Annotated in this window: 26 protein-coding genes, 2 tRNA genes, 1 other RNA gene and 1 pseudogene; 17 read left to right on the forward strand and 13 right to left on the reverse strand. The window is 71.1% G+C overall.

Annotated features, from left to right (window positions below; translation table 11 throughout):
* Positions 1 to 85: 85 nt before the first annotated feature.
* Positions 86 to 1,219: a hypothetical protein gene (locus ABGB11_RS04295; protein WP_347628996.1), complete on the forward strand. Its 1,134-nt coding sequence runs from the start codon at positions 86 to 88 to the stop codon at positions 1,217 to 1,219.
* Between the two features lie 21 nt (positions 1,220 to 1,240).
* Here the strand turns inward: ABGB11_RS04295 and ABGB11_RS04300 are convergent, their stop codons facing one another.
* Positions 1,241 to 1,804: an XRE family transcriptional regulator gene (locus ABGB11_RS04300; protein WP_347628998.1), complete on the reverse strand. Its 564-nt coding sequence runs from the start codon at positions 1,802 to 1,804 to the stop codon at positions 1,241 to 1,243.
* A gap of 58 nt (positions 1,805 to 1,862) precedes the next feature.
* Here ABGB11_RS04300 and ABGB11_RS04305 point away from each other — a divergent pair, with 58 nt between their 5' ends.
* From ABGB11_RS04305 to ABGB11_RS04325, 5 genes are all read left to right on the forward strand, one after another.
* Entirely contained in the window at positions 1,863 to 2,303 is a 441-nt protein-coding gene (locus tag ABGB11_RS04305; RefSeq protein WP_347629000.1) for an HIT family protein, read from the forward strand.
* A gap of 43 nt (positions 2,304 to 2,346) precedes the next feature.
* Positions 2,347 to 3,012, forward strand: coding sequence for a phenylalanine--tRNA ligase beta subunit-related protein (locus ABGB11_RS04310; RefSeq protein ID WP_347629002.1), 666 nt, complete (start codon positions 2,347 to 2,349; stop codon positions 3,010 to 3,012).
* Positions 3,012 to 3,887 carry a DMT family transporter gene (locus ABGB11_RS04315; protein ID WP_347629648.1) on the forward strand — a complete coding sequence of 292 codons (876 nt, stop codon included), beginning with the start codon at positions 3,012 to 3,014 and terminating at the stop codon, positions 3,885 to 3,887. The genes ABGB11_RS04310 and ABGB11_RS04315 overlap by 1 nt, the downstream gene beginning before the upstream one ends.
* A 91-nt stretch (positions 3,888 to 3,978) precedes the next feature.
* Positions 3,979 to 4,476 (forward strand): hypothetical protein, encoded by a 498-nt coding sequence (locus tag ABGB11_RS04320; RefSeq protein ID WP_347629004.1) that lies wholly within the window; start codon positions 3,979 to 3,981, stop codon positions 4,474 to 4,476.
* Between the two features lie 20 nt (positions 4,477 to 4,496).
* Entirely contained in the window at positions 4,497 to 4,778 is a 282-nt protein-coding gene (locus ABGB11_RS04325) for a transcriptional regulator (protein ID WP_075024309.1), read from the forward strand.
* A 69-nt stretch (positions 4,779 to 4,847) separates the two neighbouring features.
* On the opposite strand, the gene ABGB11_RS04330 is transcribed toward ABGB11_RS04325, so the two are convergent.
* Positions 4,848 to 5,069 carry a hypothetical protein gene (locus ABGB11_RS04330; RefSeq protein WP_347629006.1) on the reverse strand — a complete coding sequence of 74 codons (222 nt, stop codon included), beginning with the start codon at positions 5,067 to 5,069 and terminating at the stop codon, positions 4,848 to 4,850.
* A gap of 157 nt (positions 5,070 to 5,226) precedes the next feature.
* On the opposite strand from ABGB11_RS04330, the gene ABGB11_RS04335 reads away from it, so the two are divergent.
* A complete protein-coding gene (locus ABGB11_RS04335) occupies positions 5,227 to 7,566 on the forward strand; it encodes a tetratricopeptide repeat protein (RefSeq protein WP_347629008.1) in 2,340 nt (779 codons plus the stop codon).
* Between the two features lie 55 nt (positions 7,567 to 7,621).
* On the opposite strand, the gene ABGB11_RS04340 is transcribed toward ABGB11_RS04335, so the two are convergent.
* From ABGB11_RS04340 to ABGB11_RS04350, 3 genes are all read right to left on the reverse strand, one after another.
* A tRNA-Ser gene (locus ABGB11_RS04340) sits at positions 7,622 to 7,709 on the reverse strand.
* Between the two features lie 10 nt (positions 7,710 to 7,719).
* Positions 7,720 to 8,157: a tRNA adenosine(34) deaminase TadA gene (tadA, locus tag ABGB11_RS04345; protein ID WP_347629650.1), complete on the reverse strand. Its 438-nt coding sequence runs from the start codon at positions 8,155 to 8,157 to the stop codon at positions 7,720 to 7,722.
* A 28-nt stretch (positions 8,158 to 8,185) separates the two neighbouring features.
* Positions 8,186 to 8,623, reverse strand: coding sequence for a hypothetical protein (locus ABGB11_RS04350; RefSeq protein WP_347629010.1), 438 nt, complete (start codon positions 8,621 to 8,623; stop codon positions 8,186 to 8,188).
* 184 nt (positions 8,624 to 8,807) lie between these two features.
* Between ABGB11_RS04350 and ABGB11_RS04355 the strand changes: the two genes are divergently transcribed.
* Positions 8,808 to 10,127, forward strand: coding sequence for an alkaline phosphatase family protein (locus ABGB11_RS04355; RefSeq protein ID WP_347629012.1), 1,320 nt, complete (start codon positions 8,808 to 8,810; stop codon positions 10,125 to 10,127).
* A gap of 4 nt (positions 10,128 to 10,131) precedes the next feature.
* Here ABGB11_RS04355 and ABGB11_RS04360 read toward each other — a convergent pair whose 3' ends face one another.
* Together ABGB11_RS04360 and ABGB11_RS04365 are read right to left on the reverse strand one after the other, a co-directional pair.
* Positions 10,132 to 10,617 carry a tRNA adenosine deaminase-associated protein gene (locus tag ABGB11_RS04360; RefSeq protein ID WP_021594658.1) on the reverse strand — a complete coding sequence of 162 codons (486 nt, stop codon included), beginning with the start codon at positions 10,615 to 10,617 and terminating at the stop codon, positions 10,132 to 10,134.
* A gap of 154 nt (positions 10,618 to 10,771) precedes the next feature.
* Positions 10,772 to 11,173: a hypothetical protein gene (locus ABGB11_RS04365; protein WP_347629014.1), complete on the reverse strand. Its 402-nt coding sequence runs from the start codon at positions 11,171 to 11,173 to the stop codon at positions 10,772 to 10,774.
* 77 nt (positions 11,174 to 11,250) lie between these two features.
* Here ABGB11_RS04365 and upp point away from each other — a divergent pair, with 77 nt between their 5' ends.
* The 5 genes and pseudogenes from upp (at position 11,251) to ABGB11_RS04390 (ending at position 15,011) form a co-directional block, all read left to right on the forward strand.
* A complete protein-coding gene (gene upp, locus ABGB11_RS04370; RefSeq protein WP_347629016.1) occupies positions 11,251 to 11,889 on the forward strand; it encodes a uracil phosphoribosyltransferase in 639 nt (212 codons plus the stop codon).
* Positions 11,890 to 12,055: 166 nt separating this feature from the next.
* Positions 12,056 to 12,316, forward strand: coding sequence for a hypothetical protein (locus tag ABGB11_RS04375; protein WP_021594661.1), 261 nt, complete (start codon positions 12,056 to 12,058; stop codon positions 12,314 to 12,316).
* Between the two features lie 134 nt (positions 12,317 to 12,450).
* A complete protein-coding gene (locus ABGB11_RS04380) occupies positions 12,451 to 12,609 on the forward strand; it encodes a hypothetical protein (protein ID WP_347629018.1) in 159 nt (52 codons plus the stop codon).
* Between the two features lie 7 nt (positions 12,610 to 12,616).
* Positions 12,617 to 13,126 (forward strand): annotated as a pseudogene (locus tag ABGB11_RS04385) (PH domain-containing protein); the annotation flags it as partial.
* A 439-nt stretch (positions 13,127 to 13,565) separates the two neighbouring features.
* A complete protein-coding gene (locus ABGB11_RS04390) occupies positions 13,566 to 15,011 on the forward strand; it encodes a helix-turn-helix domain-containing protein (protein ID WP_347629020.1) in 1,446 nt (481 codons plus the stop codon).
* Positions 15,012 to 15,196: 185 nt separating this feature from the next.
* Here the strand turns inward: ABGB11_RS04390 and ABGB11_RS04395 are convergent, their stop codons facing one another.
* Complete coding sequence (locus tag ABGB11_RS04395) at positions 15,197 to 15,388, reverse strand: hypothetical protein (protein WP_347629022.1); 192 nt, start codon at positions 15,386 to 15,388, stop codon at positions 15,197 to 15,199.
* 519 nt (positions 15,389 to 15,907) lie between these two features.
* Between ABGB11_RS04395 and ABGB11_RS04400 the strand changes: the two genes are divergently transcribed.
* Together ABGB11_RS04400 and ABGB11_RS04405 are read left to right on the forward strand one after the other, a co-directional pair.
* The gene (locus ABGB11_RS04400) at positions 15,908 to 16,612 is read left to right on the forward strand and encodes a FadR/GntR family transcriptional regulator (protein WP_347629024.1); all 705 of its coding nucleotides are present in this window, start codon (positions 15,908 to 15,910) and stop codon (positions 16,610 to 16,612) included.
* Positions 16,613 to 16,791: 179 nt separating this feature from the next.
* The gene (locus tag ABGB11_RS04405; RefSeq protein ID WP_347629026.1) at positions 16,792 to 18,048 is read left to right on the forward strand and encodes an MFS transporter; all 1,257 of its coding nucleotides are present in this window, start codon (positions 16,792 to 16,794) and stop codon (positions 18,046 to 18,048) included.
* On the opposite strand, the gene ABGB11_RS04410 is transcribed toward ABGB11_RS04405, so the two are convergent.
* A complete protein-coding gene (locus tag ABGB11_RS04410; protein ID WP_021598851.1) occupies positions 18,049 to 18,357 on the reverse strand; it encodes a type II toxin-antitoxin system VapB family antitoxin in 309 nt (102 codons plus the stop codon).
* Positions 18,358 to 18,515: 158 nt separating this feature from the next.
* Entirely contained in the window at positions 18,516 to 18,908 is a 393-nt protein-coding gene (locus tag ABGB11_RS04415; protein ID WP_347629028.1) for a hypothetical protein, read from the reverse strand.
* 95 nt (positions 18,909 to 19,003) lie between these two features.
* Between ABGB11_RS04415 and ABGB11_RS04420 the strand changes: the two genes are divergently transcribed.
* Positions 19,004 to 19,456, forward strand: coding sequence for an Lrp/AsnC family transcriptional regulator (locus ABGB11_RS04420; RefSeq protein WP_347629030.1), 453 nt, complete (start codon positions 19,004 to 19,006; stop codon positions 19,454 to 19,456).
* Positions 19,457 to 19,710: 254 nt separating this feature from the next.
* Here the strand turns inward: ABGB11_RS04420 and ABGB11_RS04425 are convergent, their stop codons facing one another.
* From ABGB11_RS04425 to ABGB11_RS04435, 3 genes are all read right to left on the reverse strand, one after another.
* On the reverse strand, positions 19,711 to 19,839 hold the full coding sequence (locus ABGB11_RS04425; RefSeq protein WP_347629032.1) for a hypothetical protein: 129 nt from the start codon (positions 19,837 to 19,839) through the stop codon (positions 19,711 to 19,713).
* 249 nt (positions 19,840 to 20,088) lie between these two features.
* Positions 20,089 to 20,176: transfer RNA gene (locus ABGB11_RS04430), tRNA-Ser, on the reverse strand.
* 10 nt (positions 20,177 to 20,186) lie between these two features.
* Complete coding sequence (locus ABGB11_RS04435) at positions 20,187 to 20,531, reverse strand: DUF952 domain-containing protein (RefSeq protein WP_347629034.1); 345 nt, start codon at positions 20,529 to 20,531, stop codon at positions 20,187 to 20,189.
* 59 nt (positions 20,532 to 20,590) lie between these two features.
* Between ABGB11_RS04435 and ffs the strand changes: the two genes are divergently transcribed.
* Positions 20,591 to 20,686, forward strand: an RNA gene (gene ffs / locus ABGB11_RS04440) — signal recognition particle sRNA small type.
* Positions 20,687 to 20,722 lie beyond the last annotated feature (36 nt).

A 20,722-nucleotide genomic window follows, 5' to 3' on the forward strand; every position in this document is an offset into this window, starting at 1 on the left:
CGGGGGACTGGGATGGCGCCCCTGGGGGATCACTGGCCCGACCGGTCCGCGCGACCGTGGTGATCGCTTGCATGGGAGGGCTTTCATGGCGATCACGGATGACGGGCGGGTGCACGGGCGGATCACCGCGGCCGCGCTGTGCTGGTCGGCGGTGGCGGCAGGGCTGGGGCTGTGGTGGGTGCTGTGGCCGTCGGCGTATCTGCTCGGGCGAGGGGACGCGGAGTCTCCCCCGCTGGCCTTCGACATCGCGGCGCGTCCCGGGGCGATCGGGCTGCTCGCGCTCGGCGGGCTGGGCGTCGTGGTCGCTCTCACTCTGCGGGGTCGGCGGCGCGTCGAAACGTTGCGCCGGCCTCTTCTCGCCGTCACGGCCGGATACGCGGTGCTGGGCTTCGTCCTTCCCGGCTACGTCGCGATGGTCGTCGTCGCCTACGCCTTCGCCTTCTCGCTACCGGTCGTCCTGCTGGCGGCGCTGCTGGCGCGCGCCCTGCGGCTCGGCCGGGCGGGAACGTCGGTGCTGGTAGGCGTCCCGGTAGCCGCCGGGATCGGGTTCGCCGCCTACATCGTGGCCTACAAGGGCGCCTACTGGGCCGTGTTCACCGTGGTCGGCGGCGTCATCTGGGCGGCCTGCACCGTGACCGCGTTCCGGACCGGCAAGCGGCGCTGCGCCGGCTGCGGCCGGCCCGGCGCCGCCTGGACGCGGCCGGAGTCCGCGGCGCGCTGGGGGCGCACGGTGACGATCGCCGCCGCGCTCATGCCCCTGCCCTACGGGCTCGCCAGGCTGACGTGGCTGACGCCGTGGCGCATCGCGTTCCCCGAGGACGCCGGCTGGGGGATCTGGATCACCGGCATGCTCCTCGGCTGCGCGTCCGAGGGAGGAGCGATCCTGACCCGCGGGCTCATCCGCCCCTGGGGGGAGGTGTGGCCGCGATGGGTTCCTGTGGTGCACGGCCGCCCGATCCCGGTCGCCGTCCCCACCTCCGCGGCGCTGACGGCCTCCGCCGTGCTGACCCTGTTCACCGTCTACGTGGTCACCGAGATCCCTCAAGGGGAGGGAGGATGGCTCTTCAGCCTGGCGTTCATACCGATCGGCCTGTGGGGCCCGCTGCTGGCCGCCGCGGCGCTCGCCTACTACTACCGTCGGCGCGGCGCCTGCACCCACTGCCCGCAAGAGCCCGCCACACCGATCGGGCGCGGCGCTTCCGCGGAGGTCGCTTTGTGAGTGGGCACCCGGCGCGCGACATCAAAGGTCGAGGACGGCCAAGGTGAAGCGGACCTCGGAGTCTGTCGCGTTGCCGTAGGAGTGGGGGCGGTCGCCGACGAAGACAGCGGCGGCCCCCTGCTCGACGAGGTCCGTCCGGCCGTCCACACCGAGGGTCAGCGTGCCTTTCTGGACGTACACGATCTCCTTGGTGCCGGGGACGTGGGCGTCGCTCTCGCGCGTCTCGCCGGGCTGGAGGACCCAGTCCCACAGCTCCAGCGACGGCCTCGGGTCGCTTCCGGCCAGCAGCGTGCCCGTGCCGCCGTGCTCGCCCTGCCACAGGACGACGTGCCGCTCCGGCCGGAACAGCCGCACCGGCGGCTCCTCCTCGACCTGCACCAGGCGCGTCAGCGGCACCCCCAGGGCGTCCGAGATCCGGATGAGCGTCCCGAGGTTCGGGTTGCCGCGCCCCTGCTCCAGGCCGACCAGCACGCCCTTGCTGACCCCGGCGCGCCCGGCCAGCTCGTCCAGGCTCCATCCGTGCCCGGCCCGCAGCGCCCGTACCGTCCGCGCCACGGCCTCGCCGATCGCCTCCTGCTCGCTCAAACGCCCTCCAGCCGTCGGTCCGCGCGCTCAGTTTCTCGTACCGCGCGATGATCGGAGCATGGACGACTGCGTCTTCTGCGGAATCGTCGCCGGCCGGCTGCCGTCCTACCGGGTCGCCGAGGACGAGCACGCCGTCGCCTTCCTCGACATCGCCCCCGCGAATCCGGGGCACACCCTGGTCGTGCCACGCGTGCACGCCCGGACCATCTGGGACATCAGCCAGGCCGTCCACGGCCAGGTGGCGCATATGGTGCACAAGGTCGCCGCCCTGCTCAGGACGGCTCTGGAGCCGGACGGTCTGAACATCGTCCAGGCGAACGGTGAAGCCGCCTGGCAGGAGGTCTTCCACTTCCATGTGCACCTCGTCCCGCGGAGGCATGGGGACGACCTGCGCCTGATGTGGGATCCGGCACCGGCCGAACCGCACGACCTGGACGAGGTCCTCCAACGGCTCAGCCGGGCGGCCGGCCCTGGGCCGCATCACGAGCGGTCGGTATAGTGGAACGTCGATGTCATTAAAGTGACCGCCCGGAGGGTGAGGAATGCTGGAGCGGGTCGTCGTGGACGAGGCCGTGCGGGAACTCCGTCCCGATTTCGCCGTGCTCGTCACGGTCGCCGAGGGGATGGAGAACGGGCCCGGTGACCGGGCGAGCGAGGAGTGGCTGGCCGCCGCCGCGCGGAAAGCGGACGCGGGGGACCCGCATGTCGAGGCGTGGCGCGAGGCCTACCGCGCGTTCGGAGCCAAACCCCAGCGGACGCGGCCCTCCGTGGACGCGCTGCTCCGCCGCGCCGACGCGCTCCCGTCCATCAACCGGGTCGTGGACGCCTACAACGCGGTCAGCGTCGAGTACGCGCTGCCCATCGGCGGCGAGGACCTCGACGCGTACCAGGGGGCGCCGCGCCTGGTCCGCGCCACGGGCGACGAGCCGTTCGCCGTCATCGCCGGCGGCGAGCCCGCCGTCGAGCACCCGAACCCGGGTGAGGTCGTCTGGCGGGACGACGCTGGCGTCACGTGCAGGCGCTGGAACTGGCGGCAGTGCGTCCGGACCCGGCTGACCGAGACCACCAAGAACGGGCTCTTCCTCCTCGAACGCCTTGAGCCGTATCCGCTCGACCGGCTGGACGAGGCGGGCGCCCGGCTCGCGGAGCTGCTCCGGACGGTCTCCCCCGGCGTGCGGATCGAGACGCGACTGATCGGCGGGCGGTGATGGTCACGGTCCTCGCGCTGAGCGCCGCGCTCGCCTACGGGGTGGCCGACTTCCTCGGCGGGGCGGTGACGCGGAAGGCGGCCGCGATCAGGGTCCTCAGCTGGTGCGTCCCGATCGGGTTGGGGGTCGTGCTGGTGTCCGCGCTCCTCAGCGGTGGCAGCCCCAGCCCGGGGCCGATGACCTGGGGGTTCGTCGCGGGGCTGTGCGGCGGCGCCGGGCTGATGACCTTCTACCGGGCGCTCGCCCGCGGTCCGATGAGCGTGGTGGCGCCGGTGTCCGCGCTGGCCGCGGCGATCCTCCCGGTCGCCGTGGGCGTCGCCAAGGGCGAGCGGCTGGACGCGTCCGTCCTGCTCGGCGTCCTGCTGTGCCTCGTCGCGATCGGGCTGGTCAGCATGGAGGCGGACGGGCGGAAGGCCGCCGCGCCGGTCGCGGACGGGTGGCGTCGCCTGCTCGACTCGGGCCCCATCATGGCCGGCGTGTCCGGTATGTGCTTCGGCATCTTCTTCGTCCTGCTGAAGGAGGCGGGGGACGGCACGGGGCTCTGGCCGATCGTCGGAGCGCGGGTCGGCAACCTGGTGATCGTCCTGGTGGCGCTGCTGGTCCTGGCGACCCGCGGGGGTGCGGGGCCGCGGGTCTCCGGGCGGACGCTGATCGGGTTGGCGCTGCTCTCCGGCGTCCTGGACGCGGGCGCGAACGTCCTGTACTTCCTGGCGGTCAACCAGGGTCTGCTCAGCCTGGCGGCCGTCCTGACGTCGCTCTACCCGGCGATCACCGTCCTGCTGGCGCGGATCGCCTACAGCGAACGGCTCCGCACCGTCCAGCGCGTAGGGATGGCGGTCGCGCTCGCCGGCGTGGCCCTGGTCACAGCAGGCTGAGGAACCGAGCCCGTGAGCCCCCGCACGATTCTTTCCGCCTTGGCAACTCGTCTCTTGCCATATTGGAAACTCCGCGGCTAGAGTTTCCGCCATGGAAACTAACGGGGAGGCGTCCCTGCCGACGCCGGAGCAGGCCCGTGCGGCCCTCGCCGACACCGACGACGTCCGGACGTCCGTCGCGGCGCTGTCCGCCACTCCGTGGCCGACCTGGTTCGTCGCGACGATCACGGCGATGTTCGTCGTACTGCCGATCACCTTCGGCGGTGCGCTGGCCGAGCCCGACTGGCTGATGCCGCAGGGGGCGTGGCTGGCCGCCATGGTAGGGGCCGAGGCGGTGTTCGTCGGATTCTTCGCCGTCGCGGCCAGGAACTGGCGCGCCAAGACGGGCGTGGCGCTACGTCTCGACGTCCTGCCCAAGCGCGCCACTCTGCCGGCGCTCATCGGGTCACCGCTGCTCATCGTGGGCTCCGGTTACGCGTTCAAGTACACCGATCAGCCGCTCTGGCTGTTCGCCACCTCCGCCTTGGGTGCCGCGCTGTCCATCGGCTTTCACCTCTGGTTCGTCCGTCTGCACCGGAAGGCGTCGTGAGCACGAGCACGACCGACCCGATGGACGGCTTCAACGCCACCATCCACGCACCCAATCGGCTGCGCATCTGTGCCCTGCTGGACACCGCGGGCGAGGCGGAGTTCGGCGTGGTGCAGGAACAGCTCGGCGTGTCGGCGTCCGTGCTCAGCAAGCACGTCACCGTGCTCATGGACGCCGGCTACGTCCAGCAGCGCAAAGCGGTCCGCGACACCCGCCAGCGGGTGTGGCTCTCCCTGACCCGCGAGGGACGCGAGGCATACCGAGCCCACCACGCCGCCCTGCGCGCCATCGTCGGCCCCTGAAGAACAGCCGCGACGGTATGCCGGCTGCTGTGGAGTAGCCGGCATACCGCGGTCTTCTGCCGTTCGGGGTCAGGCCCGGTGGCGTCCGCGCCAGTGGTTGTGCAGCTTCAACGCCAGGCCGGTCGCCGCGATGCCGGCGCTGACCGGCAGCCACACTGCCGGCGCGAGCCAGACCAGCGCCGCCACCGTGACCCCGAGGAGGAGGCAGACCGCCGTGGCGATCGCATGCTGCGGGATGAAGACGCCGGGGCCACGCCTGCGGCCGCAAGGCGGGTTGGGTGTACTGGTCACCTGGTGTCCTTCCGATGGGGGGATGCTGCTGACGCCAGGCTCCGGCGGGGGACTGTTCAGTTCCGAGACAGGATTGGTTCCTGTTCGTCGTGCCTGCTCACCGCAGGTGGTGTGTGCTGGTTTCTGCCATGGATCCGAACACTTCGGCGGAGGTTGCGTGGAGATCGACCCCGAACAGATCGGTACCGCCGAACAGCTGGTGGAGCAGCTCGGAGAGCTGTACCGGCGGGGTGGGTGGAGCATTCACCGGCTGGCCGAGGCGTCGGGGCTGAGTACGGGGACGGTGCAGGCGATCGTCACCGGCGCTAGGGGATTGCCGCAGACCGGCACGTTGAAGGCGTTCGTCACCGCCTGCGGGCAGCAGGCCGCTCCGTGGGTGGCGGCGCGAGGTCGTGCGGTCAAAGCGGCCAAGGAGTTTCGCGCGCGGGTGCGGGTTGTGAACGTGCCACGGGTGGAGTCCACATTCGTCGGACGTGCCGAGGAGTTGGAAGAACTCACCCGGGCACTGACCCAACCCCCTGTGGCGCACGTCGTGCACGGGCTGGGCGGTGTCGGCAAGTCGACACTGGTTGCGCAGTGGGCACGTACTCACCTGGACGCCGTCGAGGTGGCGTGGTGGATCACCGCCGACTCTCCTGCCGCAATGGAGACGGGACTCGCAGGGTTGGCGGTAGCGGTGGATCCCGGGCTCGCCGGGCAGCCGATGGAAGCACTGGCGGCGCACGCGGTGAGCTGGCTGGCCGCCACTCAAGGCTGGCTACTCGTCCTGGACAACGTCACCGACCCCCGTGATGTGGCACCGCTGCTGAATAGAGATCTGCCGGGGAAGGTGGTGATGACCAGTCGGCTGGCCGAGGGCTGGCACCGCTTGGGTGCCACCGTGATCCAACTGGATGTGCTCCCCGAGAACCAGGCGATCGACCTGCTCACCGCCATCGCCGCCGGGACCGACGAAGCAGCGGACAAAGGTCTGGCCGGGGCTGCAGATCTGGTGACGGAGCTGGGGTGTTTGCCGCTGGCCGTCGAGCAGGCTGCCGCCTACCTGCATCAGACGCGCCTGACGCCCGTCCGCTACCTGGAAATGCTCCGTGACAACCCGTCGGTGATGTACGACCAGACCGGCGCCGGAGCCGATGGCGAACGCAGCATCGCCCGGATCTGGCGCATCAGCCTCGACACCCTTGCCCACACCCCGATGGCCGGACGACTACTGCGGACCATGGCCTGGTGGGCTCCCGAGGCCATTCCTCGTACCTTGTTCGACCCGGCCGGAGACGCGGCGGAAGTCACCACCGCGCTGGGAGACCTGGCCGCCTACAGCATGATCACCCTTTTCGGGGACTCGGTGGTCGTGCATCGCCTCGTCCAGGCCGTCGCCCGCACCCCCGATGCCGCCGACCCGCACCGGCAGGCCCCCGACATCGACGCCGCCCGGGACGAAGCGACTCGACTACTCCACGAGGTGATCCCTGCCGACCATCGGGCCCCTGCAGACTGGCCGCAGTGGCGCGCTCTTCTGCCCCACATCGACGTCCTCGCCAGTCACGCCTCACCCGCCACCAGCACTACGACCACTGCTCGGCTGCTCAACAACACCGGTCTGTTTCTGAGCGACCAAGGCGACGGCAAACGCGCCGTTACCTACCATGAGCAAGCACTCGCCACCTTCGAACGCCTGCTCGGCACCGACCATGTCAACACATTGGTCTCCGGCAACAGCCTTGCCAGGGCCTACGAGGCGGAAGGGCGATTGGAGCGTGCCCTCTCGCTGTTCAAGCGAGTTCTCTCAGACTGTGAGCGGATCCTCGGGCCCGACGACGGCAACACCCTGGCCACGCGCAACGACCTGGCCAGGGTCTACATGCTGAACGGGGACGTGGCGCGCGCTCTCCCACTGTTCAGGCGGGTTCTCTCAGACTTCGAGCAGAGCCTCGGGCCTGACCACCGCGACACCCTGACCGCAGGCCACAACCTGGCCAAGGCCTACATGGCGGCCGGAAACTTCGCCCGCGCGCTCCCCTTGTCGAGACATGTCCTCGCGCGCTTCGAGCAGATCCTCGGACCCGACGAGCCCGATACGCTGACCGCGCGCTACACCCTGGCCCACATACACCAATCGTTTGGGGATCTGGCTAGCGCCATTCCCCTCTTCGAACAGAACCTCGCCGCTCAGGAGCGGGTCCTAGGGCCTGACCACCCCACCACCCTCGGCTCCCGCAACAGCCTCGCCCGCAGCTACTTGATGGTCGGGGATCTAACCCGTGCCATCCCTCTCTTCGAAGAGACCCTCAAGGCTCGGGAGCGGGTGCTTGGCCACGACCATCCCCACACTCTCGGCTCCCGCGGCAACCTGGCCCACGCCTACGAGAGCGACGGCCGTCTAGGAAGCGCGATCCGCCTGTACAAGCTCAACCTCGCCGACTGCGAGCGAGTGCTCGGCACCGATCACGTGCTCACCAGAACCATGCGAGAGCGCCTCAACGAAGCCGGGGAGTAGTAGACCGTCCCAAAACACCAAATGCGGGACCCACAGGCCCCGCACTCGGTAGGGATGGCGGTGGTGGTGGGATTCGAACCCACGGAAGCTTGCACTTCACACGCTTTCGAGGCGTGCGCCCTCGTCCACTAGGCGACACCACCGCGGAAGAGCCTACCCGACTCTGCGGTGCGTGAAGAACTCGATCAGCAGGGCGGCGCACTCGGCGGACATCACCTCGGCGATCACTTCGGGGCGGTGGTTGAGGCGGCGGTCGCGGACGACGTCCCACAGGGAGCCCACCGCGCCCGCCTTCGGGTCCACGGCCCCGTAGACGACGCGGTCGAGCCGTGCCTGGACGGACGCGCCCGCGCACATCGTGCACGGTTCCAGCGTCACGACCAGGGTGCATCCCGCCAGGCGCCAGCCGCCGAGGGACGCCGCGGCGCGCCGCATGGCGACGATCTCGGCGTGGCCGGTGGGGTCGGCGGTGCGCTCGCGCTCGTTGCGCCCGGTTCCGATGATCTCGCCGGACGCGTCCAGGACGACGGCGCCGACCGGGATCTCGCCTTCCGCGGCGGCTCGGCGTGCCTCGTCCAGGGCCCGCCGCATGGCCGGGTGGTAGGCATCGACGGCGGGATCAGTCACGGAGGCGGTCGAACTCCTCGCCGAAGCCGGCCTGCTCGGCGACGGCGAGGAGGGCGTCGCCGGGGAGGGCGCGCTCGCCGAGGTCGCTGAGGCGCTCCGGGGGGAGCCCGAGGTCTTCGAGGAGGGAGGCGTCGCCTGCGGAGTCGCCGTCGGGCACCTCGCCGACGAGTTGCTGGAACAGCGCGCCGAGGCCGTCCTCGCGGACGGTGGAGACGAAGGCGCGGGGCTCGTCCTCCCGGTCGAGCCGGACGACGGCGAACCAGTCGTCGTCCTGCTCGATGAGCAGCACGACCGGGTCGCCGTAGGACTCGACGGCGGCCTCCCGCATCAGGTCGGCGACGTCGTCGACGTGCTCCGCCTCGGCGAGCACGGCCTCGGTGCCGACCCAGCCCTGCGGTGTCTGTGCGAAGACGGCGGCGAAGTATGACACGTGCTCATTGTGACCCACGGGGTTGGCCCCGACACACCCCAGCGTCAAGGAATCCGGCATCGGGTGCCCGGACGCGCTTATGAATAAACTTCGGGTTTTGTCCGGTGGCGGCCGGTCCACCGCCTTCCCGCGCGCCACAGAAGTTCGCATACTGCTCAGCGGTCACCTTCCTCGGAGGAATGCCATGGGCGCGGACGAACTGACCCGGCGCGGGTTTCTGGCGGGCACGGCGGGCGCCGCGGCGGTCATCGCGACCGGCGCCGCCGGCGGGTCGTCCACGCAGGCCCACGCGGCGGCCCTGGCGGCGGCGAAGCGGGCACCCGTCGCCGAGCTTCCCGATCCGGACGAGTCAGGCATCGACCACATCGTCGTCGTGATGATGGAGAACCGGTCGTTCGACCACTACATGGGCTGGGTGCCCGGTGCCGACGGGCGCCAGGCCGGGCTCACCTTCACCGACGCCGACGGCAACGAGCACAGCACCCACCATCTGAAGGTGCCGTGGGGATGCGGCTTCCAGGATCCCGACCACTCGTATGACGGCGGACGCGTCGAGTACAACGGCGGCGCGTGCGACGGCTGGCTGCGCGCCGGCGACAACGACGTGTTCTCCATCGGCTACTACGAGGGCCCCGACCTCGGCTTCCACGGCCATGCCGCCCTCGACTGGACGGTCTGCGACCGCTACTTCCCCGCCATCATGTCGTCCACGTTCCCCAACCGGATCTTCCAGCACGCGGCGCAGACCGACCGGATCTCCAACGGGCTGACGATCTCGGAGACCGCCACCATCTGGGACCGGCTGAAGGCGAAGGACGTCCCGTGCCGGTACTACTTCAGCGACGTCCCGTTCACCGCGCTGTGGGGGCTCCGGCACCTCGACATCAGCCGGAACATCGCCGAGTTCCGCGCGGACGCCCGGCACGGCCGGCTGCCCGCGGTCAGCTTCGTCGAGCCGGCCTTCCTCGGCGAGATCTTCCTGCCCGGCATGTCGGAGGACGAGCACCCGCTCGCCGACATCCGGTTCGGCCAGGCGTTCCTGAACGAGGTGTACACCGCGCTCGTCTCCTCGCCGAACTGGCCCCGCACGCTTCTGGTGATCAACTACGACGAGTGGGGCGGGTTCTTCGACCACGTCGCTCCGCCGTCCGGGCCCGACCCGCGGCCCGACCTCGGCACCGCGCTGCGCGGCTTCCGCGTCCCCTGCCTGCTGATCTCCCCGCGGGCGCGGCGCGGCGCGGTCGCGCACGAGGTGTACGACCACACGTCCGTGCTGAAGGCGATCGAGTGGCGCTGGGGCCTGGAGCCGCTGACGGTGCGGGACGCCGCCGCGCGCAACATCGCCGAGGTGCTGGACTTCGAGAACCCGCCCGACACGCACGCGCCCCGCTACGACGCCAAGCGGCCGATCAGCCTCGGCTGCCTCGACCCCGGGCACGGCCACACGGGCGACGACTGGGCGGACCTCGCCGGCTACGCCCGCCGCAACGGCTTCCCCGGCTGACCTCTCAGGAGACGGTGTCGAGGGCGCGCTCGAAGGCGTGCGCGAAACCGATGCGGCCGGCGATGCTGAGCAGCATCTCGTCGGGGTAGAGCTCCAGGTCGCCGGAGATCGCGCCGAGCTCCATCTCGTCCAGCCCCAGGTCGGCGAAGATCGACATGTCGCCGACGGGGAGGACCTGGTCGAGCTCCTCGTCGTCGGGGACCGGGATGTCCAGATAGTCGAGGACCTGGCGGGCCAGCGGCCAGTCGACCGACGCCGTGACGTCCGACAGGAACACCATCACGTCGTCCCCGAGCAGGCGGATCGCGACGAAGAAGTCGTCGCCGACCGAGACCAGCCCCACCGTGCCGCCGAGGCTCGGCTGCTGCCGCAGGGCATGGATCAGCCCCGCGAGGTCCTCGGTCAGCGCGACCGGGAGGACGTCGGCCTCCCAGCTCTCGTCTTCCCGGTACACCACGACGGCGAAGTCCGTCGCGTCCACATCCGTCATTTCCACCCCACCGGCGCGTCTCCTGCCAGGGCATGGTCGCAGATGCGAGGCGCACTCGCGTGCCCCACCACCAAACTCGCCGCCGCACCCGGCTGTGAAACCGGAAGTCAGCGCTGCAACCCCTACCCAGCGGGACGAACCTACTCGACTCCCGTCAGTGCAGGCGGAAGGTGCGGCGGCGCAGCGCCGCGTGGATCCGGGCGCGGCGGGACCGGTGCGGCGTCACCCGGCGGCGCAGCTCACGGGCCTCGGCCAGCTCGCGCAGGAAGACGGCCCTGCGGCGGAGATGCTCGCGCACCTGCTCGGGGGAGATGTCGCCCTGCGGGCCGGGACGCTCCGCGGCGTCCTCCTCCCCTGTGACATCGGTCACCGGGGGCCGGGGGGACGGGGAGGTCGGGTCGGGAGGCGGCGCGGGGGCCGCGGATTCGGGAGACGGGGAGGCCTGCGAGGCACCGGCGGCGGGCTCGGGAGGCGGCACCGCGGGTGCGGGCGGATCGGGCACGGACCCCCGGGCACCCTCCGCGCCGTCCGGCTGGTGATCCCTCTCGCTGTTCATACCGCCATACTGCCCAGCTCAACGGCGTCCTATCCAGTCGCGGAAGGCGTCGGCGCGGCGTGGGCTACGGTGAGCCCATGCAGACCCTCGCCGTCGACCACCCGCTCGTCGCGCACAAGCTCACCACGCTGCGGGACGTCCAAACGGACTCCCCCACCTTCCGCCGCCTGGCCGACGAGCTGGTCACCCTGCTCGCCTACGAGGCCACCCGCGACGTCCGGGTCGTCGACGCCACCGTGCAGACCCCGCTCGTGGCCGCGCACGGCGTCCAGCTCGCCAGCCCGAAGCCGCTCGTCGTGCCGATCCTGCGCGCGGGCCTCGGGATGCTGGACGGGATGACGCGGCTGCTGCCGACCGCCGAGGTCGGGTTCCTCGGCATGATCCGGGACGAGGGCACCCTGCAGGCCCAGACGTACGCGACGCGGCTGCCGGACGACCTGTCCGGGCGCCAGTGCTACGTCCTCGACCCGATGCTCGCGACCGGCGGGACGCTCGCCGCCGCCATCCGGCTGCTGTTCGACCGCGGCGCGGACGACGTCACGGCGATCTGCCTGCTCGCCGCCCCCGAGGGCCTGAAGTTCCTGGAGCAGGCGTTCGCCGACATCTCGGCGCCGATCAAGGTGGTGACCGCCGCGGTCGACTCCCACCTCAACGACCAGGGCTTCATCATGCCGGGCCTCGGCGACGCGGGGGACCGGCTCTACGGCGTCGTGTGACCGCCCCGCCCCGTCCCCGGGGCCGATCGCGCTCAAACCCCGTGCGACCTGCGATGTTCGTTCCGGACGGCAGGGGGTAGCAACCCCCTACGGGACGCCTGGCGCGTTCCCCTCCGCCGTCCCGGCACGGGGGACCGGGCGGCGCGAGCGACCTCAAGGACACGACATGGCTCACCACGAGGACGGCAACCTGCCGCGCTACGCCGCGATCGGCGAGCGGCTCGCCGAGGAGTTCGACGGGGTGCACGGCGCCGACACGGTGGACCGGTACGTCGACGCCGCGCGCTACGGCGCCGAGGAGGTCATCGGCTCCGCGCCGCCCGAGCTGGTGGAGCGGATCGCGCGGCGGCACCTGGAGGTGCTCGCGACGGTCGCGGCCGAGAAGCGGCGCCGGACGAGCCGCACGTCGCACGGCAACACGTCCTAGCCGGAGACGCCTCCCTGCGCTGCGTCCGGCCCGGCGCGTGCCGTGTCCAACGCGCTGCTGGGCGTGCTTTGCCGGTCGTGGCGGCTGTGCGAAACTGAACCGGGGTCCGTGGGTCAACGCTCCGGGAGGCAGCCGTGCCCGCAAAGAAGTACATGACGTGGGCCGCTGCGGCCTTCGTCGCGTTCTACGTCATCAAGCAGCCGGACGGCGCGGCCCAGTCGGTGGAGAACGCGGCCAACGGCCTCGCGTCCGCCGCCGGTTCGCTGGCCACCTTCGTCAACGCGCTCGCCTGAGGCCGGCATGAGGCTCGTCACTCCCGGCGACTCCGCGCCGGCATCGGTCAACAAGTACTTGCTCCCCCACGAGAACCAGGTCATCACCGTCCGGCGGCACCCGGCCATCCTGATGGTCCCGGTCGGGCTCCTGCTCGGCGGGCTGATCATCGCGGGCGTGCTGACCAACACGGTCGCCAGCGACGCGGGCACCGCCATCAGCTGGATCTGGTGGGGCTGGCTGATCCTGCTCGCCTGGTTCGTCTGGCGCGTGGCGGAGTGGTCCGTCGACTACTTCGTCATCACCAACCAGCGGATGCTGCTCACCACCGGCCTGATCACGCGCAAGGTCGCGATGATGCCGCTGGCCAAGGTCACCGACATGAGCTTCAAGCGGACGATCGCGGGCCGCATGCTCGGCTATGGCGAGTTCATTCTGGAGTCCGCCGGCCAGGACCAGGCCCTCACCAACGTCGACTTCCTGCCCTATCCCGAGCAGCTGTACCTCGAAGTCTGCGAAATGATCTTCCCGAACAAGAACCCGGCGCCGGAGGAGAAGACGCTGCCCCCGCCCCCGCCGCCGCGCCGTCCCAAGGAGCCGAAGGAACCCGAGGAGCCCGAGGACGTCCCGACCGCGCCGCTGCCGAAGGACGGCTCCGGTTCCGAGGCCTGACCCGAAACTTACTCGGCAGTAATGCCCGGAAAACGCGGTGGACTGGTCAATATCGGCGGTGCCGGGGGTTCCCTGCGGCCGGTCGGGATACCGTCGACGAATGACAGTCGTCGCGACGGCGGGACGATCGGCCGGCCGAAACCGGCGCACCCTGACCTTTCCCCGGTGCGCGCGCGGCGACCTGGGACGGCCGCCCGGCCGGTCCCGACTTCTGCCGCATCATTGCTCTCGATGTGCGTTTACCCGCGATGTGCAATCATGTCGGCACCCCAGCCGCCTGTTTACTTCCGCTAAGTGAGTCCACATGCCGGGTCCAGGCAACGTCGGAGAACGCGTCCGCAACCTGCGGCTGACCAGACGCTTGTCGCAGGCGCAGCTCGCCGGTCACGACCTTTCCGACAGCTATATCTCCCTGATCGAGTCGGGAAAGCGCACACCGACGCCGACCGTCCTGCGGATGCTGGCCGAGCGCCTCGGCTGCACCCCCGAGTACCTCGCCGAGGGGGTCGAGCCGGAGCAGCGCGCCCACCTGGAGGTCCGGGAGCGGCACGCGCACCTCGCGCTGCTGCGCGGCGACCCCGCGACGGCCGAGGCCGGGTTCGAGGAGGTGATCGCCCGCAGCGACGACCCCGACCTGACCGCCCGCGCCCGCTGGGGCCGCGCCCGCGCCCTGGAGGAGATGGGCCGCACCGACCGGGCGATCGCGCTGTTCGAGGAGCTGCGCGAGCAGGCCGAACGCGACCCGGGCCGGGCGAGCTGGCTGCCCCCCGTGATCGCGCTCGCCCGGAGCTACCACACCGTCGGCGACCTGGGGCAGGCGATCGCGCTCGGTGAGCGCGCCCTCGAACGGCTGGACCAGCTCGGCCTGCACGCGGGCCACGAGTACACCGAGGCCGGACGCATCCTGCTGCTCGCGTACGTCGACCGCTCCGACCCCGTCCGCGCCCACGAGCTGGGACGGCGCCTCCTCGGCCCGGGCGGCTCCGCCGACACCGAGCCGGTGAGCGGCCACTACCAGCGGGCGAGCATGCGCGCCCTGGACGAGGGGACGGTCGGCGACTCCCTGTACCTCGCGGACCAGGCCCTGTCGGCGCGCACCGACACCACCCCCACGCAGGCCCGCGCGCGTCTCGCCCTCGCCGGGGCCAAGGCGCTGCTGCGGGGCGTCATGCCGTTCTCCGCCGACGCGCCCGCCGACGTCGCGCCGCCCGGTGAGTTCGGCTTCGAGCGCCCGCGCACGGAGGGCACGCGCGAGGCGGCGCAGGAGGCTCTCGAACTGCTGCGGGAGACGGAGTGCCTTGAGGGCGCGGAGGCGACGGAACGGACCATCGCCCAGGCGCGCGCGCTCGTCCTGACCGGCGACCTGGACGACGCCATCGCCACGCTCGAACAGTTCCTCGACACCGGCCTGGCCCTGTCCGCCCCGACGAGCAGCCACACCGTGGCCCCGGAGCCCGGCACCGACCCGGCCGTGCGGTCCCAGAAGACCGTCCTGGCCAGGCTCGTCCTGGCTCGTGCGCGTGTCGCGCAGGGCGACGGCCCGGCCGCCCGGGTCGTCCTGCGGGCCGCATCGGAGCAACTGGCCACCATGCCCGCGGGCCGTCCCGCCGCGCACCTGTACCGCGAGCTGGGCGAGCTGTACGAGCTCGTCCAGGACACCGAGCAGGCCGCCACCGCCTACCGGCACGCCCTCGAAGCCGCCGGCCTCTCCACCTTCCGCTCGGCCTCCGACGCGAAGGCGCACGTCTGACCGTCCCGCACGTCCGTTATGTCGGACTTGCAGGCGGCGGTGCAGTGGGGGCACCGCGTCCCGAGCGGGCCCGCGCGGACGGTTCACGCGCCCGGTTCGCGGGGGGTCGGGGGCGGCGTCAGCCCCCGAGACAACGGCGCCCAACCGGCCCAGCGCAGCGACCCGCGTGACGTGCGCGGACACGATCACATATCTGATCGCACATCTCGCTCTGCTCCGGAACCGGCCCCCAGGCCGCCGCTCTTGAAAACGCAAAAAAACTTCTCATTCGGCTGGTCGCGGTCCGGGGGATCGCCTGCGAACTTTCGGCGGGGCTCCGGGATGGCCGAGGTGCCGAGGCCCCGGACGGTCTTCTTGGTCAGCAGCAGCTGACGCATCGCGACTCAACTCGAGGTGACAGTCAATGAACCTGACGATGATCTCCACGGTCCCGCCGCAGCCCGGTCCGCCTCCGGAGGAGAGGCCGTTCCCCCACCCGCGGTCGAGGTCCGCAGCCGCTGATCTGATCTGACCGCGACTCGCGGTCTGACCTTGCTGGCCCTCGCACCTTGGTGCGGGGGCCAGCTCTCTTTCGCCCATCGGTCCGGGGTGGGATGCGTCGTAGCCGCTCCGGTCTGGACAGCCAGCGCGCTCTCGGAGACGCCGCCCGGGCCGCTTCGGACCGGCACCGAGGCGCGTCCTGCGCGGCCGGTTCAGCGACACCGCACCCGAGCCCCGACAGGTGTACCGCGCCGGCGCCGCTGGACTGGGCCGGGATGCTGCTCGCGCAGGAGACCCCGCCGCGGATCGCGCTGGAGCTGGCGGGTTTCTGCGACTCCAGCGCCAGGCGGAATAAAACCGGTTGGCCGGGTGTCCTATCATCGAAACATGGGATGACTGGCTGACTGGAGGTTTCGATGACGCTGCGCACGGCCCGCCGGTCGTCGCTGGTCGACCAGGTGATCGACCAGCTGAGGGACGAGATCGCCGGCGGCGGCTGGCCGGTGGGCGCCAAGATCCCGCCGGAGCCGGTGCTGTCGGAGACGCTCGGGGTCGGGCGCAACACCGTCCGGGAGGCGGTACGGGCCCTCACCCACGCCGGCCTCCTCGAAAGCCGCCAGGGCGACGGGACGTACGTGCGCGCGACGAGCGAGCTGTCCGGGGCCGTCCGGCGGCGCCTGGAGACGGCGGAGCTCGTCGAGATCCTGGAGGTCCGGCGCGGGCTGGAGGTGGAGGCGGCCAGGCTCGCCGCCACCCGCCGCACCGACGCCGACATCGCCGCCATCGCGGTCGCCCTCGCGCGCCGCGACGCGGCCTGGGCGGCGGGCGAGCACGCGGCCTTCGTCGAGGCGGACCTCGCCTTCCACACCGCGCTCGTCGAAGCCACCCACAACCGTGTCCTGACCGACCTCTACCACGACTTCAGCGCCGCGCTCCGGGCCAGCATCGGCGCGGCCGGCACCCTCCTGGAGCACTCCGACGTCCCGCACGGCCCCATCGCCGCCGCCATCGAGGCGGGCGACGCCGACGCCGCGACCCGGGCCACCCATGCCTGCCTGGACCAGATCCTCGCCTCCACGTCGGCGTCGGGACGCCGTCCTGTGGGCGCGCAGGAGCACTGATGAGCTGACGACGCGCCAGACCCTCCTACGCGCACGAACCGCCACGTCGTTCACCCAGGGCGAGGCAGGCGTGGCTGGGCTGCCCAGGCCGGTACGGACGAAGACCCACTGACGACAGAGATCGGGCGAGGCTCCCTCATGGGGGCTCACCGTCCGCCGAGTGTTGACGAACAGGTGACATGAACAGCTCTCAGACGACCCCCGTTCCCCGCGCCGTGGCCGTGTGGTCGCTCGCCGGCCTGGTGCTGCTGACGGTCAACCTGCGCGCCGCGATCACCGGGATCCCCCCGGTGCTCGGCGAGTTGCAGGAGCAGTTCGGGCTGTCCGGCGCCGAGGTCGGGATCCTGACCACGCTGCCGGTGCTGTGCCTGGGGGTGTTCGCGGCCGTGGCGCCGGCGGCGGCGCGGCTGGCCGGCACCGAGACCGCCATCGCCGGCTCCCTCGTGATGATCACCACGGGCATCGTCCTGCGGGTGGTGCAGTCGCCGGTGTCACTGTTCGTCGGAACGGTCCTGGCCGGGGCGGGGATCGCCATGGGCAACGTCCTCCTGCCCGCCGTGATCAAGCGGGCGTTCCCGTCCCGGGTGGGCTCGCTGACCGGGCTCGCGATGATGCTGATGGCGGCCAGCGGCGCGGTCGCGGCCGGGCTCGCGGTGCCGCTGGGCGAGGCGGGCGGCTGGCGGCTCGCCCTCGCCGTCTGGGCCGTCCCGTCGCTGGTCGCGACCCTGGTGTGGGGGCCGCTCGCGGTCAAGCGGCGCCGCGCCCCGGCCGCGCCGGCCAATACCTCCTGCGCGGGAGGCTCCCTGCTCCGCTCCGCGGTGGCCTGGTACGTCGCCGCGTTCATGGGGCTGGTGTCGCTGATGTTCTACGTGCTGATGTCGTGGCTGCCGGAGATCATGCGGGACGCCGGGTATCCGCCCGCGGCCGCCGGGATGATGGTCTCCACCATGATGATCGTCGGGATCCCGCTCGGCTTCGTGGTCCCGGTGTTCGCCGCGCGGCTGCGCGACCAGCGTCCCCTCGTCGTCGCGGTCATCGCCACTATGGTGGCGGGCCTCGCCGGCCTGCTGCTCGTCCCCTCCGCCGGCTGGGTGTGGGTGGCGGTCCTCGGCGTCGGCACGGGCAGCGCGTTCCCGCTGGCCTACACGCTGCTCAGCCTGCGGTCGCCGGGCCCGACCACCGCCGCGCAGCTGTCCGGGATGGCGCAGACGGGCGGCTACGTCCTCGCCGCCACCGGACCGCTCGCGGTCGGCGTCCTCCACGGCGCCACGGGTGGCTGGGACGTCCCGCTCGTCCTGCTGCTGGTCCTGCTCGTGCCGGAGCTGCTCGTCGGGCTGCTGGCGGCGCGGCCCGGGCTCGTCCGCCCGTCCGGGCCGGACGCTCCGCTGGTCGAGCCGAAGGAGCTCACCGCGGCCGCGCCCGCCGGCGCGCGCTGATCAGGTCAGGTCGACGGCGTCCAGGTCGAGGACGCGCGCGTGCAGGACGAGGCGCTGGTGCAGCGCCGCCCGGAGCGCCCGGTGCAGGCCGTCCTCCAGGTAGAGCTCGCCCTGCCACTGGACCACGTGCGGGAACAGGTCGCCGTAGAACGTGGAGTCCTTGGACAGCAGCGACTGGAGGTCCATCTCCCGCTTCGTGCTGACGAGCTGGTCGAGGCGGACCTGGCGAGGCGGGATCTTGGCCCAGTCCCGGGACGAGAGACCGTGGTCCGGATAGGGCCTTCCGTCACCTACCGCCTTGAAGATCACCCTACGAGTTTACGGCGTCGTCCTCGGGCCCGAGAAGGCAACGCAACAACACGCGTCACTCGGCTTGCCAGAGTTGGTAAACCAGTTACGCGGCAGCTCAACCGGCCGTTGACTAAGTACGGAACTTGACCCGTGGGTCATGGCCGCTGTGCGAATCCTCAGGCTTCGTCCCTCCAGACGTAGGCGCCGGGCAGCAGCTCCGCGATCGGGACGGTGCTCAGCGCGTCACCGGCGGCGACGATGACCCCGATGGACGGGAAGTAGTCGAAGAGGACCTGCCGGCAGCGCCCGCAGGGCGGCATCACGCCGCGGTCGCCGTCGCCGACCGCGACGATCGTGTCGAGCCGATGGGCGCCCTGGCCGGCGGCGGTGCCGATGACGGCCAGTTCCGCGCACGGGCCGCCGGTGAAGTGGTACACGTTCATTGCGGTGACGATCCGCCCGTCCCGAGCGCGGGCGGCGGCGGCCACCGTGTGCGCGTCGCCGCGGGCGTGCCCGGACGCGACACGCGCCGCCGCCTCCACGAGTTCATGATCAACGGTCGTCGGCATCGCCGCAGCGTACGGCGCGTCGGGCTGCCGATTCGTCGTTTTTTCGTTGTCATTCAGCCATATCCCGCTCCAGCCATACGAGATACAGTCATCTCGTGAAGAACGTGGATGGCATCGATCGTCAGTTGCTCGAACTTCTTCAGCGGGACGCCACCCGGTCCTATGCCGCCCTCGGCACGGCCGTCGGCCTGTCGGCGGGCGCCGTCCACCAACGGGTACGCAAGATGCGCGAGCGGGGGATCATCCGCAGGACGAGCGTGGACGTCGAGCCGGCCGCCCTCGGCCAGGGCGTGCTCGCCTTCGTCATGATCGACTCGTCGGTCTGGATGGGCGAGCGCGCCGCCGACTTCGCCGCCCTCCCGGAGGTGCAGGAGGCCCACGTCGTCGCGGGAAAGGCATCCGTCCTGGTCAAGGTGCGCACGTCCACGACGAGCAGGCTCCAGGACGTCCTACGCCGCCTCTACGACATCCAGGGCGTCAACGGCACCCACGCAACAGTCGTCCTGGAAACCTTCTTCGAACGCCCGGTCTCCCCCAACACCCCGTAGAAGCACGAGATGGGCCCGGATCCCGGCCGGCGTGGGCGGAGAATGCGGATCCGAACCAACCACCGTCCGTAGCCAGGCGCCCGCAAACGACCCCGAACGGCGCCCAACTGAGACTGAGCCGAAAGGTGAACCGACATTGGTGACCGTGGGCCGTTTCCTATGTCGTTCGAAGGTGGGCTTGTTAGCAGTGATCCTGTCTCACTCATCCTCGGAGGAGGTGAAACGGCAGGTGAGCACATGAGGAGTGTCGGCTATTACAACCTCGGTGTGTCGTCCGGGACGGCTCGTATCTCAGCACGGAAGGCGTCGAAGCCGGTGCCGTGGAGCATGCCGAATCCCTCGACGTCCAAGAGGCCGGGCTCCTTGCGCCACCAGTAGTACACGTCCGACTCATCGCCGTGAACGCTGGGTGCCGCGTGGACATGGGCGACGCAGCGCCCTTCCGGCTCCCGTGACGGGGACCAGCGTCGGCCTCGCGACGGCCGGCGTGCTCCACCAGATCCTCAGGTGGGGCTTCGCTGTACCTGCGGGTGAGTGTCCGCTCCGTCCGCCGGCTGAGCGGACGGAGGCTGGAAGCACTGAGGGCGGCGCCCGTGTGGGAGCCGCCCTCGGAAGTTGTGCCTGGTGAGGCGTGGCGGAGGATGCGAGATTCGAACTCGCGAGCGCTTGCACGCAACACGCTTTCCAAGCGTGCGCCCTAGGCCACTAGGCGAATCCTCCACGGGAAAGCCTACCGGTTCTCGGGCAGTGACCTGACCTCAATTACGGCGGAGACCGGGATCGGGCCGTACACGTGCGGGAAGAGCTCGTCCCCGGCGGGTTCGTACCGGACGGGGGCCTCCAGGCGGGACACGTCCACGGTCAGCAGGACCAGGTCTTCGCTGGGGACGTCGCCGTAGAAGCGGCCCAGGACGCCGTTCACCTGCGCCATGTCGGACGAGCAGTGGATGAAGCCCTCCTCGTCCAGCGTCCGGCCCAGCGTCGACATCGAGTAGGACACACCGGTGGCGCGGGCGGATTCCCAGTGGGTTCGTTCGGCGATGTGCAGGAGCGTGTCGCGGGGTGAGGCGGCCATGGGGCGGAGACTACGCGGGAAGCATGGCAATCCGGGGCGGGGGATGCCATAGACTGTGAGAGGACCCCTCGCATGGCGTCATCCTGTGAACCTCCCCAGGGCCGGAAGGCAGCAAGGATAAGCAGGCTCTGGCGGGTGTGCGGGGGGTCCCTTGGTTTGACGGCGACCGGTTCACGGCGACACTGCGCATC

The organism is Actinomadura sp. B10D3, assembly GCF_039871695.1.
Lineage (GTDB): Bacteria > Actinomycetota > Actinomycetes > Streptosporangiales > Streptosporangiaceae > Spirillospora > Spirillospora madurae.